The following is a 13,920-nucleotide window of genomic DNA, read 5'->3' as shown; positions in this document are numbered from 1 at the left end:
CAGCGTAGCGCCGGGGTTTCACCCCGGACCCGACGAGGGGCTGTCCGCCCCTCGACCCGGACCAGGGCAAGCCCTGGACGTTTGGTGCATCGACCGCGATGCGGTCGATGCACGCGATGCACCGCTGATGGTCGAACGCCGTCTGCGCAGAGCACTCAGCGGATCGAGCTGCGCGCGAGCCGCGCGTCGATCGCGAAGGCGTAGACCGCGAGCGCGTCGCGCGCGGTCATCTTCACGCCCCCGCGCGCCGCACGCACGGTCGAGCGGAAGGACAGGTAGCGGCGTCCATCGAGCCCGAGCATGAGCGGCACCGTGGAGGGATCCCGCGGCGCATCCGAGGCGCCGAACAAGCTCGCAGCGCTCGCGAGCTGGCGCGCCACGAGTCCATCACACTGCTCAATCGCCTCGGCGTAGCGGCCGTTCGCGATCGACGCTTCGACGTTGTGGATGAGCGCGTGATCGCCATCGGACCAGAGCTCCGCGAACGAAAGCCCCGCGCCTCGCAGCCCCTCGGCGTGCACGCCTGCTTCGGTCTTCGATCCGATGTTCAAGCCCGCGTGGTTCGAACCCGGCGCCGAAGCCGGTGCCTGCGGGACGAGCGGCGCGAACGGTTTCGGTGGCGGGAAGACCGAGCCACGCGTCCGACTGCGCACCGACTCGGGCGCGCGCGGCCGGCCCGCCGTCGGCGGCGGATGCACGGACGGCGGCGGCGGTGGCCGCACGGACTCGGTCTTCGGCAGGATCGGCGCCTCGGCGGGCGGCGCGATCGCGAGCTGCGCGCTCGACGGCGTCGGCTCTTCCTGCGCCTCGGGGAAGCTCGTGACGGGCAGGGGAGGCGGGCGAATCGCAGCGCTCTTCAGCTCCTCCGGTTCCTCGATGCCCGTGTCGGGCGGCACGCTGCCCCAGGCGCGGCTCGGGGCGACGCGGTTGACCATCGCGGCGCTCACGGGCGGACGATCGCTGCGCGAAGCATCACGCAGCGCTGCGGCGAGCCCTTCCTCGGCCGGATCGTAGGCCTCTGCGGCCGCGGCACGCACCGACTCGGGGATCTGCGACTCGAACGACGCGAGCACGACCTGCGTGATTCGCTCCAGCGTCTCGTACACGCCCATGCCCGTCTTCGCCGACGCGGGCAGGGACGGCGCGCGGAAGCGGTTCAGCATCCGATCGAGCTCCTCCATCGGGAGCACGTCGGGCAGGTCGCGCTTGTTGTGCTGGAAGACGATGGGCATGTCCGCGACGTTCCGGCCCTGATCGGCGAGGTTGTCGCGCAGGTTGTCGAAGCTCTCGAGGTTCGCGTCGGCGCGCGCGATCTGCGAGTCGCTCACGAACACGATGCCGTCGGAGCCCGTGAGCACGAGCTTGCGGGTCGCGTTGAAGTAGACCTGGCCCGGGACGGTGAAGAGTTGCAGCCGCACGTTCATGCCGCGGATCGGCGGCAAGCGCATCGGCAGGAAGTCGAAGTAGAGCGTACGGTCGACGGGCGTCGCGAGCGAGACGAGCTTGCCGCGGTGCTCGGGCTTGGCCGTCGCGTGGATGTACTCGAGCGTGGTCGTCTTCCCGCCGAGCCCCGGGCCGTAATAGACGATCTTGAAGACGAGCTCCCGCGAGAGCGGGTTCACCGACGCCATACGCGAGGCGACGATAGCATCATGGCCACCCGCCGCGTCGAATAAGCCGCAGGATCGAGGCGCTTGCGAGGGGTCGGGACGAACGAAGGGCGGAGAGAGTCGGGATGATCGCGGGGTGAGGCGCGCGAGCTAGCGAACGCCCACGAGGGGACGCGGCACGGCGTCGCCGATGGCCTCGGCCACCGAGAGGGAGAGGGCGACCGTGCCCTTCTTGCCCTGGAAGTAATCGAGGCGGAGCTGGTGGCGGCCGGCCTTGAGGGCCGTCTGCGCCGTGGCTTCCTGAGGCATGTGCACGCCGTCGTTGTCGATGACCTTCGCGCCGTCGATGTAGAGGATCGCGCCGTCGTCGGAGACGAGCTTGAAGAGGTAGGTAGCGTCCTTGGAGATGTCGAACGGGCCTTCGTAGCGGATCCCGAACCACTCTTCCTGGGCGAGGGCGCCGGGGAAGCCGCCCGAGAACTCCTGGCGCTGGACGATGAAGCTGTCGGTGAGCAGCGTTGCGAAGGGGACCATCTTGGAGAAGTCCGGCATCTTCGTCGTCGTGTTGGGGATCACGTACGCGTAGCCCTTGAAGGCGCCGATCGAGCCGTTGCCGAAGGCGATGCGGCCGTTGATGCGCGGCGGCTCGACGGCGGGCTTGGTGGTCCCGGTCTGGGTCGGCGTCGTGGTGGTGGGCCGCTGCGCGTTCGTCGGGCGGGGCATGCCGCGGGACGGCTGCCGCGCCGGCTGCGCTTGCTGCTGCTGGTTCGACGGGGGACGGTTGTTGACGTAGACCGTGCAGCCGCCAAGGGCGACCGCGGAGGCGAGAAGGGCGAGCCGAAGCGAGCTGTGCGACATGGCGTCTCCTGGGGAAGAAATCGATACGAGGCGGTAGACGGTCGGAGACGATTTTGCAATCACCGCTTCGTCTGGAAATCGACTTGCCCGGTCTCCGCCCCACGCCAGGACGAACGCTGCCGGCTCTGATCGAGCTCGCGCCACGTCGGAGAGAGCTGCGCCAGGACGAGCGAAGCCACACACGTGAGCAGGCCGAGCACCGCGGCGACGTTCATCCCGAGGTCCGATTTCCCGTCCCGGCTGGAAACACGCACGGGCTTGGCAAAAATCACGCCGAGGAGGATGCCGGCGGCGAGGCCGCCCAGGTGGGCGATGTTGTTGATGACCACACCAACGTTGGCCTGGTTGACGGCGAAGCCGAACACCACGTTGAGGAGCACGGCCTGCAGGGCGAAACGCTTCCACTGCGGGTTTCGCTGTCGGTACAGCATCCCGAGCACGAGCCCCATGATTCCGAAGACGGCGCCGCTCGCGCCCGCCGTGAGCCCCCCGCCCGAGGGATCGAAGAACAACGTGTAGGCCATCGAGGCGACGAACCCGAAGACGCCCGTCACGACGTAGGTGAGGAGCAAGCGCGCCGGCCCCACGGCAGGCTCGGCGATCCGGCCGAGCCACGAGAGCACGAACATGTTGCCGAGCAGGTGCAGGGCGCCGAAATGCACGAATATCGCCGAGACGAGGCGCCACGGCTCCGCGAAGACGAGCAGCACGTGGAGCGCCCCGAACCGGAGGGTGTCGATCGGCGCCGGGCGAAGCAACGCCGAGAGCCCGTCCTCGGAGCCCCCAGCGCGGAGCGCGACGTAGATTTGCGCCGCGAAGACCAGGATCGTGAGTCCAAGCACGAGCTTCGAGGCGAGCAAGGCTTCCGGGTCGAGGCGCGCGCCGAAGCGATCGAGCGAGCGAGCGACGGTGGAGAGCGCCTGCCCGCAGCGCACGCAGCGATCGAAGCCCGCACCGTTCAGCGCGCCGCAGCGCGCACAGGGCACCGCCTTCGTCCGCGAGGAGTGAGCTTCTTCTGCCAAGTCGACGCTCCCTTGGTGGAAATTCCGGCCTTTCCCGCGAGAAAATCCGTTCGAGGCCGGACGATGGGCCGCGTGACCGCGCGCCGGGGCTCAATGTGGTGGCGATCGCCCGTAAGGTCGAGCGGCAAAGGCCGTTCTCCAGGCGTGCAAGCGTTAGCTCTCGCGTTCCGTCCGCTCGCGCCGCCCGCCCAGGATCCGATGGCGGCGCTCTTGCTCGCGGTCGGGCTCGGTCGTGCGAAGCCGTCGCCGGTCCAGGCTGTGCGGCCGAGGCCGAGTCCAGGTATGGTGGCGTCCGTGGCCGTTGCGCGTACGGATCTCGAAGCAGAGCGCGAGCTCTGCGAGCGCGCGAAGGCCGGCGATCGCGCGGCGCTCGGGCAGATCCTGCGTCGCTACGGTCCGATCCTCTACCGCTCGGTGCTCCTGCCGCGTCTCGGGCGCGAGGCGCTCGCGCAGGACGCGCTCGCCGAGACGTACGCGCGCGTCGTCGAGCGGTTTCATCAGTTCCAGTGGCAAGACGCGGGCGTCTACCCGTGGCTGCGCGTCGTGGGCTTGCGGATCGCGTACGACATCCTGCGATCACGCAAGCGCGAGACGCTGTACGAGCCCGACGATCTGCAGCGCGAGATCGACGCGGCGGAGGCCGATCCTTCGACGAACGGGGAGGCGGAGCTCTGCGAGAAGCGCGACCTCGCCGAGGCGCGTGCGCGGGTCGAGGCGGCGCTGCGATCGATCCATCCGCGGTACGCCGAGGCGATCCGGCTGCGCGTGCTCGAGGAGCGATCCCGCGAAGAGGTGGCGAGCGCGCTCGGCGTGACGGTCTCGACGTTCGACGTGGTGCTGCACCGCGCGCTCGCAGCGCTGAAGAAGGCGATCGACGTGCCTCGCGTGGCCGAGGGCAAGCTCGCGTCGAGGGAGGCTCCGCGATGAAAAGGGAGCACAAGCTCAGGCTGGTGCGTCCGGACGAGCGCGTCTCGTTCGAGGACGAGCCGCCGCCGTCGCCCGAGGAGCTCGCGGAGGCCGAGGCGCTCCGCGCGTCGCTCGAGAAGGGAGAGCACCCGCTCGCCGTGGTGCTGCGATCGGCGAGCGCGCCGGCATCGCTCGACGATGCGCTGAACGATGCGTTGATCGAGCGAGCGCTCGGCAAGAGCGAGACGCGCGCCGAGAGCGAGGACGAGCCACCGACGGCCTCCGAGCGCGCGGGGGCCGCGAAGCTGCGTGACGCGCTCGACGCGCCTCGCGGCGAGGAGCGGACGGTGCCGCTCGCGGAGCTCGCCGAGGCACTCGTCGCGGCGCACAGGCCGCGCTCGATCGAGCCGCTCCGCAACGAGGCGCTCATCGCGCGTGCGCTCGGACGAACGTCCGCGCAGCCGCGCAAGGGGCGCGTGCTGTCGGTCGTCACGGCGGCGGTCGTCATGGCGGCCGCGGCGGCTGCGGGCTTCGTGCTCACGCTGCGTCCTTCGGCAGAGAGCACAGTCGCAGAGGCGCCGGAGCTTCAGCGATCGCGCTCAGCAGGCGAGCTCTTCGACACGCCGTTCCCGCGTGTGGGCGGTGCGTCGGCGCGTGTCGATCGCATCGCGAGCGCGCGCGCCACGGAGCTCCGTCAGAACCGCTTCGCCTTGTGGGGTGTGCGATGACGCGCCGCTCGGTGAAGATGGCGATCGTGGCGATCGGGCTCGCGGTGATGGGCACGCTCGGCGTGAGCTGCGCGCGTTCGGAGCGCGCGGCGACGCAGCCTTCGGCATGCGAGCCCGGTGCCGCGCCGGTCGTCGACTCGGTGCTGCTCGCGTTCCTGTCCAAGGCGCGCGCCGCGCATCACAAGGCCGATCTCGCGGAGGCCTCGGGCGACGTGGCGGGCGCGATCGCCTCGCTCGAATCGCTCACGAGCGGCGCGCGTCCCGGCGGCTCGACGCCGCTGTCCGAGGCGAGCGAGGTTCTCTCCGACACGTACGCGCGCCTCGCCGATCTGCGCAGCGCGCAGAGCGAGTTCGACGTGGCGCTGCGCGACGTCGATGCGGGGCTCGCGCTGGCGAAGGAGACGACGTACTTCCGCGGTCATCTCTTCGAGGTGCGTGGGCTCGTCGAGGAGCGGCGCGCGAAGTCGATGCCCGAGGGCGAAAGTCGAGAGCGCGCGCGCAAGGCCGCGATGGATGCGTTCGACGAGGCCGTGCGGATCCAGGACCAGGTGATCTCCTCGGCGCTCGGCGACGCGGGCCCGCGCTGAGCACGCGCGTGGCGAGCGAGGACCCCGTCGCCGACGTCCGTGAGGGGGGGACGTGGACCCCGCGGCAACGCCTGAAGAACGACGTCGTGTACGTGCTCGTGCGGGCGCTCCTCGCTTTCGCGTTGCTCCTGCCGCGGCGTGTCCTCCGCGCCGCTTGTCGCGCCCTCGGGGGCGTCGCGTACGCCGTCCTGCCGCGCACGCGGCGCATCGTCGCGGCGAGGCTCGAAGCCGGACTCGGGAGATCGAAGGTTCGTGCTCAAAGCGTCTTCACGACCGTCGCGGGGATGCTCGCGGACACGCTCGATCTCCTGCGACCGGGCGAGCGCGCGGGGGCGCGGCTCTCGCTCGATCCGACGTCGCGCCGCGTGTTCGCGGACGCGCTCGCCGAGGGACGCGGTGTGGTGTTCGTCGCGGCGCACCTCGGGCCCTGGGAGCGCATGGCCGCGCTCCTCGTCGAGGAGGGTTTTCCCGTGGCCACCGTCGCGCGCGAGAGCTACGACCCGCGCTTCACCGAGCTCTACGAGCGACTGCGTCGTCCGCGCGGCGTTCGTTCGCTCTACCGAGGCCGGCGCGGCGTCGCGCTCTCCATCGCGCGCGAGCTCGCGGAAGGCCGCGCCGTGGGATTTCTCGTCGACATCCCCGCGCGTGTGCCCTCCACCACCCGACGCCTCTTCGGCGCCGATGTCCTCGTCCCGATCGGGCCCGCGCGCATCGCGCTCGCGCGTCGATCTGCGGTGGTGGTGGGCACGTGTGCGCCTCCCGCGCCCGCGCCGACCACCTCGGGTTCGTCGCACCCGATCGTCTTGATCTCCCGGGTTTCCCTGGACGATCTTGGGCCGGAATCTTGCGCCGAGGACGTTCTCGTGACGAGAATCACGGCCGAGCTCGAACGACGCATCGCGGCATGGCCGGAGGCGTGGCTCGGGAGCTTCGTGCCTCCCGGGCGTCCGGCTGCGTTGCGGGGCGCGCTCGATCCTCACTAGACTGCATGCTCGGTTCCGCGTCCGCTACGTCCGGTTTCCCCATGGTGCGTGTTCCTAGGCCGGTGCCCGGGTGCGACATCAAGTCGCTGCCGCTCAGGCCCGACGAGGCTTACCTGCTCTCGCGCATCGACGGCGTGGTGAGCGAGCGTGAGCTCTCGCTCATCACCGGTCTCTCGCAAGCCGAGGTGACGACCGCGCTGGATCGGCTCTTCGTGCTCGGCGCCGTCGACTTCAACGAGCCGACGGCGCCCGTGTCCCGCCGCGCGCACCCGAGCGTGGCGCCGTCCTCGGGAGCCACGTCCACCCGAGGAACCGAGGGCCCGTCGAGCCGCACGTTCGAAGGAGGCTTCCGCGCGGGTCCGTCGTCGCGGAGGTTCGAAGGGACCGTCGACGCTCCGCCCGCGAGCCGCCGGAGCTTCGAGCCGCTCGCGGATCTACCGCCGCCGACCCGGCGCAGCATCGAGCTCTCGGCCGAGCGACGCAGCGGCGCCGACACGGGCGTCGAGCCGCCGCCCGCGACGCGTCGCGCGATCGACCTCACGGTCGAGCAGCCGCGGATCGTCGATCCGGAGCTCGAAGAGCCCGTCGATCTCGATCACGCGAAGAAGAAGCGGGTCCTCGAGCTCTACGACGCGCTCGACGAGCGCAACCACTACGAGCTGCTCGGGGTGAGCATCGACGCGGACAAGAAGCAGATCAAGAGCGCGTACTGGGTGCTCGCGCCGGAGTTTCACCCCGACAAGTACTTCCGGAAAAAGCTCGGCACGTACAAGCAACGGATCGAAGCGATCTTCGACAGGCTCACGCTCGCGCACGACGTGCTCACGTCGAAGCAGCGCCGCGCGGAGTACGACACGTACCTCGAGCAGACGCGGCGAAACCGGACGATGGCCGCGCTCCTCGAGCACGATCCGGCCGACATCCCCGCGGTCGTCGCGGCGGCCGAGGATGCGCCGGGGAACGGGCCGCCGACGTTGCCCGGACGCCTCGTGGGCACGAAGCTCGCGTCGACCCCGATACGGCGCACGGTGGCCGACGCTGGCGGCACGTCCCCCGCGCCCGCGACGCCCCCTACGCCGACGAATGATCCCTTCCGCCGATACGACTCGACGCGGAACGAGGCGCGGCGTCTGCAGCTCGATCGGTACGTGCTGGCGGCGAAGGTGGCGCTCGAGCGGAAGGATCTCGCCGCCGCCGCGAACGCGTATCGGCTCGCGGTGGCCCTTGCGCCCGAGGACGACGCTCTCGCGCGCAAAGCGGTCGAGATCCAGCAGCAGGCGGCGGCGGAGCTCGCGGAGGGCTTCTTGCGTCAGGCCGAGTACGAGGCCAGCCAGGGGCGCTGGTCGGAGGCGGCCATGAGCTTCGCGAATGTCTGCAAAGCGAGGGGAGACGACCCCCGGCCGCACGAGCGTGTCGCGTTTTGCACGCTCAAGACCGGCCAGAACAACCGGCGCGCCATCGATTTCGCCCGCCGCGCGGTGAAGCTTTCACCTGGTGTCGGCGAGTACAGGCTCACCCTGGCGCGGGCTTACATGGCCGCCGGGCTGGAGACGAGCGCGCGGGTCGAGATGGAGCGCGCCGCCGAGCTTTCGCCGAACGATGCTAGGATACGCGAGGCGATCGCGCAGCTTCGCGCACAGATGAAGAAACCAGACGGCGCCGATCCCGAGAAATGATCCCCGGCGGCAGCGGTCTCGCCGTACTTTGGCACGTCTCTCCCCGGCACCCCCCTCCACGGAGCACCTGAATCGATGGAGCGCGTCATCGGAATCGATCTCGGCACCACGAACTCGTGCGTGGCCATCGTCGAGGACGGCGTACCGACCGTCATCCCGAACCGCGGCGGTTACAAGACGACCCCTTCGATGGTGGCGATCACCGAGGCCGGCAAGCGCCTCGTCGGTCACATCGCGAAGCGGCAGGCAATCACGAACGCGGAGAACACGGTCTACGCCGCCAAGCGCCTCATCGGGCGCAAGTTCTCCTCGTCGCAGGTCAAGCACGCGACGCTCTCGGCGTCGTACCGGATCGTCGAGGGGCCGCACGGCGACGTGCGGATCCAGCTTCGGGACAAGACGTACTCGGTCCCCGAGATCAGCGCGATGGTGCTGCAGGAGATGAAGCTCTTCGCGGAGGACTACCTCTCGGAGCCCGTCACGAAGGCCGTCATCACCGTGCCCGCGTACTTCAACGACGGCCAGCGCCAGGCCACGAAGGACGCGGGGCAGATCGCGGGGCTCGACGTCATCCGCATCGTCAACGAGCCCACGGCCGCCGCGCTCGCGTACGGCTTCGAGCGCAACGTCGAGAAGACGATCGCGGTCTTTGATCTCGGCGGCGGCACGTTCGACATCTCCATCCTGGAGATCGGCGCGGGCGGCGTGTTCAAGGTCATCGCCACCGCGGGCGACACGTTCCTCGGCGGCGAGGATTTCGACGCGCGGATCATCGACTGGCTCGTGCAGGGCTTCCGCGATCAGACGGGCGTCGATCTCAGGCAGGATCGCATGGCGCTGCAGCGGCTCAAGGACGCCGCCGAGAAAGCCAAGTGCGAGCTCTCGGGCGTGCGCGAGACCGAGATCAACCTGCCGTTCATCATCTCGAGCGGGCGCAACGAGGCCCTGCACCTCCAGCGCACGCTCACGCGCGACGCGATGGAGTCGCTCTCGGGCGATCTCGTCGAGCGCTGCATCGAGATCTGCCGCCAGACGCTGGACGACGCGCGCATCGAGCGCGAGGAGATCGAGGACGTGATCCTCGTCGGCGGCATGACGCGCATGCCGCGCGTGCAGGACGCGGTGCGCCAGTTCTTCGGCCGCGAGCCTTGCAAGGGCGTGCATCCCGACGAGGTCGTCGCGCTCGGCGCGGCCGTGCAGGGTGCCGCGCTCGTCGACGAGTCGAAGCAGATGGTGCTGCTCGACGTCACGCCGCACGCGCTCGGCATCATGACGCACGGGTCGAACTTCGACGAGCTCATCCCGATGAACACGACCGTGCCCACGAGCCGGTCGAAGATCTTCACGACGAGCCGCGACAACCAGACGGCCGTGAAGATCCTGGTCATGCAGGGCGAGAGCGCGCAGGCCGAGGGCAACGAGCTGCTCGGCGAGTTCGTCCTGACGGGGCTCCGGCGCGCGCCGAAGGGTCAGGTCGAGATCGAGGTGACGTTCGCCATCGACAGCGACGGCATCGTCTCCGTTGGCGCGAAGGACCTCGAGACCGGCCAGCAGCAGTCGATCCAGGTCACGGCTTCCAGCGGCCTCACGAAGGAGGAGGTCGGCGCGATGATGGAGGCCGCCAAGGAGTACCTCGTCGAGCGTCGCTCGAACGACGAATTTGAAGGGGTCAAGCAGGAAGCCGAGAAGGTCATCGTGGACATCGAAAAGATGTTCCCGAAGGTACAGGCCATCGTTCAGTCCAGCGATTTCGGGCGTGACGCCATCGAGAAGGCGCGCGCCATCCTCGAGCGTTGCCGCGATGCGATCGCCCGCAAGGATTTGACCGCGCTTCGTGGTCAGATGGACTCGCTCGCCCGCACGCACCGCATGTTCAAGGGCGTCATCGCCAGGCCGCAGGGGTGAGCACGGCGCGACGCTTTTTCGGGGTGTGATGTCGCAAAAGCCTCCCGAACGATCGAACGAAGAGACCGGAGACGAGGGACCGGGCCCGGAAGGCAAGGGCCCCGCGGATCGCGGCGCGCGCAAGCCCGTCGTGCCGCGTGGCCTCGGCCTCGCCGGCGACACCGTGCGTCCGCCGCAGCCCGTGGTCTCGTTCGGCGACGCCGAGCCGCTGCCGGACTTCATCCAGGATCGCGAGACGTTGCCGCCGCCCATCCCGATGGAGCAGCTCGTCGAGCAGATGATGAAGCCCGACGTGGAGGAGGAGCCACGCGGGTTCTCCGCGGCCTCCGAGACGATCCCGCCGCCGGCGAGCGACGTGGACACGGTGCGGCCGCGCGGTGACGACGCGAAGACGATCCCGCCGCGCGGCGACGACACGATCCCGCCGCGACCGCTCCACGAGGCGAAGACGGTCCCGCCGAGCGGCGACGATACCGAGCCGCCGCAGCGGGACGACGCGAAGACGATGCCGCCGCGCGCCGACGACACGGTCGACATGCGGCAGGACGATCTCGCCACGATGCCGCCGCCGCTGCTCGATCAAGACACGCTCCCGGGCGTGGCGCCGAACCTGCTCGAGGAGCACGAGCCGCTCTACCGCGGCATCGCCGCGCGCGAGTCGTCGTCGTCGCTCACGGCGCGGGCCCTCGACACGGCGGAGGCCGTGTTCGAAGAGCTCGGCGTGGAGCTCTTCCGCGCGAGAGACACGCTCGAGACCGAGCCGCCGCCGCGCAAGCTCGAGACCGAGCCGCCGCGCAAGCTCGAGACCGAGCCGCCACGTTCGCGCCCGGTGGAAGAGCCTCCGCGCTCGCGCCCCGCGGAAGAACCTCCGCGCTCGCGGCCCGTGGAAGAGCCTCCGCGCTCGCGCCCCGCGGACGAGCCCGTGCGCGCGCGTGTGCCCGCGCCTCCGCCGACGCCCGAGGAGACGCCGCGTCCTCGCGCGATGGTCGACGATCGTCCGCGTCTCTCGCCGCGCCTCACGCCTACGCGCACCGTAAAACCCACGTTGGACGCACCGCCGCCTCCGCCGGCGCCGAGCAGCGCGGCGGGTCGTCCGGGCTCGCATCGTCGGCGCGGATCGGAGACGGGAACACGCAGCAGCGAGTCGGTCATTTCGAGCGAGCGCTCCTCGCCCGTGCAGCACGTGCCCGCGAGCGAGCGGCTCAACGAGGTGCGGTCGCGGTACGAGGCCGGGGATCATCGCGGCGCGCTCGCGCTCGCGGAGGCGATCCTCGCGGACGCGCCGGACAACATCGGCGCGCTCAGCTACGCCGAGAGCTCGCGGCAGATCTTGAAGCAGAAGTACATGGCGCGCATCGGCGACATGAGCCTCGTCCCGCGCCTTCGGGCCTCCATCGAGGAGCTCGCGCGTGGCCTCGACGAGCGCGGGCGCCTCGTCGTCGCGTCGATCGACGGTGTGGCCTCGATCGAGGACATCATCGGCGGCGCGGGCCTGCCGACGATCGAGGTGCTGCGGGTCGTCCACGATCTGCTCGTGGCGCAGAAGCTCGAGCTCGTGACGTTCTCGAGAGGAAGACGATGAGCAAGCGGCAGGGGGGGCGGGGCGCGTGGGGTCGGACGCTCCTCGCCATCTTGGTGGGCCTCGGCGCGACGTACGGAGCCGCGCTCGCAGCGACCTCCGGCGTCTCGGCGGAGCCTGCGGGCGCGACGGGCGTCGAGCTCGCCGAAGCCGTCGTTCCGCCGAGCACCGCAGGCTCCGGCGCGCTGCCGGCGTTCGCCGCCGAGCCCATGGCCGCGCACGCTGATCCTGTCGCGAGTTACACGCTGCGCGCCTCGTTCGATCCGAAGCTCCACCAGGTGCGTGGCGAGGGCACGATCGTCTGGCGCAACGCCTCGCGCATCCCGCAGCGCGAGCTCTGGCTGCACCTCTACCTGAACGCCTTCAAGAACGAGAAGACGAACTACATGCGACAGCGCGCGCGCGGCTTCCGTGGTGGCGGCGCGCTCGCCGACTACGGCTGGATCCGCGTCTCGAAGCTGTTCGCACGCGAGCTCGACACGGAGCTCTGGGACAAGGCCGATCGGCACACGCCCGGCGATCCCGACGATGAGACTGACATCCGCGTCCCTTTGCCGCGCGCGATCGAGCCCGGCGAGACGCTCACGCTCGACGTCGCGTTCGTCTCCGATCTGCCGAGCGTCACGCTGCGGACCGGGTTCGACGAGAGCTTCCACATGGTCGCGCAGTGGTTCCCCAAGCTCGCGAAGATCGAGCCCGACGGGCGCTGGGCGCACTTCCCGTTCTATCGCTTCTCGGAGTTTTACGCCGACTACGGCAACTACGACGTCACCATCGACGCGCCCGAGGGCTACGTCGTCGGCGCGACCGGCAGGCTCGACAAGGAGAGCGCGAAGGACGGCCGTGTCGAGCGCCGTTTCCTGCAAGAGGACGTGCACGACTTCGCGTTCACCGCGTGGGATCACTTCCGCGAGGTCACGGCGACGACAGCGGACGGCGTCGCGCTCCGTTGCCTCTATCCGCCGGGCTTCGATCGCGTCGCGACGATCGAGCTCGACGCGGTGCGGTTCGGTCTCGAGCACTTCGGCGCGGCGTACGGAAAGTATCCGTACGGCACGGTCACGATCGTGCATCCGCCGCCCGGCGCCGGCGAGGCCGGGGGCATGGAGTACCCCACGCTGATCACCACGGGCGGCGCGTGGTGGACGCCCGAGACGGGCGCGCGCGCCATCGAGGGCGTGACGATCCACGAGCTCGGGCATCAGTGGTTCTACGGGCTCGTCGCGACGAACGAGCATGCCTTCCCGTTCCTCGACGAGGGCCTCAACTCGTACGCCGAAGGCGAGTCCATGGAGGCGCGCTGGCCCTCGAACTCGGCGCTCCGCTTGCCCGGCGGCTTCAGCGTCGCGCTCCCCGCGGCCTACCGCGTCGCCGCCGCCGAGGTCGAGCACAACGAGGCCGTCGCGCAGTCTGCCGCGCGTTTCGCGAGCGGCAGCGACTACGGCTCGCTCGTCTACTCGCGCACGGCGACGATCTTGAACACGCTCGCCGGCGTCTACGGCCCCGATCGCGTCCGCGAGGCGATCGGCCGGTACACGCGCCGCTACCGCTTCCGCCACCCCGGGCCCGAGGAGCTCCTCGGCATCATTCGCGACACGATGGGTCCCGACGCCGAGCTCGCCACGCGTCAGGCAGTCTTCGAGCGCGGCTGGGTCGACTACTCGGTCGCCGAGATCAGCTCGAGCCGCATGGATCCGCTCGGCGGCATCTTCGGCGATCCGGACAAACCTTCGGCCGCGCCCGTGCTCGACACGTACGGCTACCGCGGCCGTGTCCTCGTCCGGCGCCGCGGCACGCTCGTCTTCCCCGTCGACATCGATCTCGTGATGGCCGATGGCTCGACGAAGCGCGTGCGCTGGGACGGCAAGGGCGTCACGCACGAGGTCGACTACGAGGGCGAGCGCGAGCTCGTCGCGGCCGTCATCGATCCCGAGCATCGCGTGCTGCTCGACGACGACCTCTTGAACAACGCGCAGAGCCAGCGAGGCGGCGGGCCCGGTTCGCGGGTGCTCGAGCGCGGCGTGTTCGGCGCCGAGCTCCTCCTCTGGCTCCTCGCTCCGTGAGCA

General features: G+C 70.2%; 11 protein-coding genes. 8 read left to right on the top strand and 3 right to left on the bottom strand.

Going from position 1 to position 13,920, the window contains the following annotated elements:
- Positions 1-155: 155 nt before the first annotated feature.
- The 3 genes from KEG57_RS22765 to KEG57_RS22755 all read right to left on the bottom strand — a co-directional run bounded on the left by KEG57_RS22765 (position 156) and on the right by KEG57_RS22755 (position 3,490).
- A complete protein-coding gene (locus KEG57_RS22765) occupies positions 156-1,631 on the bottom strand; it encodes a GTP-binding protein (RefSeq protein WP_272423552.1) in 1,476 nt (491 codons plus the stop codon).
- A gap of 129 nt (positions 1,632-1,760) precedes the next feature.
- Positions 1,761-2,468, bottom strand: a complete 708-nt coding sequence (locus tag KEG57_RS22760) for a PA14 domain-containing protein (RefSeq protein WP_272423553.1) — start codon at positions 2,466-2,468, stop codon at positions 1,761-1,763.
- A gap of 59 nt (positions 2,469-2,527) precedes the next feature.
- Positions 2,528-3,490 (bottom strand): rhomboid family intramembrane serine protease, encoded by a 963-nt coding sequence (locus tag KEG57_RS22755; RefSeq protein WP_272423554.1) that lies wholly within the window; start codon positions 3,488-3,490, stop codon positions 2,528-2,530.
- A 144-nt stretch (positions 3,491-3,634) separates the two neighbouring features.
- Between KEG57_RS22755 and KEG57_RS22750 the strand changes: the two genes are divergently transcribed.
- The 8 genes from KEG57_RS22750 (at position 3,635) to KEG57_RS22715 (ending at position 13,917) form a co-directional block, all read left to right on the top strand.
- Positions 3,635-4,417, top strand: coding sequence for an RNA polymerase sigma factor (locus tag KEG57_RS22750; RefSeq protein ID WP_272423555.1), 783 nt, complete (start codon positions 3,635-3,637; stop codon positions 4,415-4,417).
- Positions 4,414-5,124, top strand: coding sequence for a hypothetical protein (locus KEG57_RS22745; RefSeq protein WP_272423556.1), 711 nt, complete (start codon positions 4,414-4,416; stop codon positions 5,122-5,124). Before KEG57_RS22750 ends, KEG57_RS22745 begins: the two co-directional genes overlap by 4 nt.
- Positions 5,121-5,711: a hypothetical protein gene (locus tag KEG57_RS22740; RefSeq protein WP_272423557.1), complete on the top strand. Its 591-nt coding sequence runs from the start codon at positions 5,121-5,123 to the stop codon at positions 5,709-5,711. Before KEG57_RS22745 ends, KEG57_RS22740 begins: the two co-directional genes overlap by 4 nt.
- 8 nt (positions 5,712-5,719) lie before the next feature.
- On the top strand, positions 5,720-6,694 hold the full coding sequence (locus tag KEG57_RS22735; RefSeq protein ID WP_272423558.1) for a lysophospholipid acyltransferase family protein: 975 nt from the start codon (positions 5,720-5,722) through the stop codon (positions 6,692-6,694).
- 41 nt (positions 6,695-6,735) lie between these two features.
- Complete coding sequence (locus KEG57_RS22730) at positions 6,736-8,370, top strand: DnaJ domain-containing protein (protein WP_272423559.1); 1,635 nt, start codon at positions 6,736-6,738, stop codon at positions 8,368-8,370.
- 75 nt (positions 8,371-8,445) lie between these two features.
- A complete protein-coding gene (gene dnaK, locus KEG57_RS22725; RefSeq protein ID WP_272423560.1) occupies positions 8,446-10,275 on the top strand; it encodes a molecular chaperone DnaK in 1,830 nt (609 codons plus the stop codon).
- A 28-nt stretch (positions 10,276-10,303) separates the two neighbouring features.
- The gene (locus KEG57_RS22720; RefSeq protein ID WP_272423561.1) at positions 10,304-11,857 is read left to right on the top strand and encodes a hypothetical protein; all 1,554 of its coding nucleotides are present in this window, start codon (positions 10,304-10,306) and stop codon (positions 11,855-11,857) included.
- Positions 11,854-13,917 (top strand): M1 family metallopeptidase, encoded by a 2,064-nt coding sequence (locus KEG57_RS22715; RefSeq protein ID WP_272423562.1) that lies wholly within the window; start codon positions 11,854-11,856, stop codon positions 13,915-13,917. The genes KEG57_RS22720 and KEG57_RS22715 overlap by 4 nt, the downstream gene beginning before the upstream one ends.
- Positions 13,918-13,920 lie beyond the last annotated feature (3 nt).

This window comes from Polyangium jinanense (genome assembly GCF_028435365.1).
The sequence above is the reverse complement of the archived record's forward strand: the minus strand, read 5'-3'. Positions and strand labels throughout refer to the sequence as shown.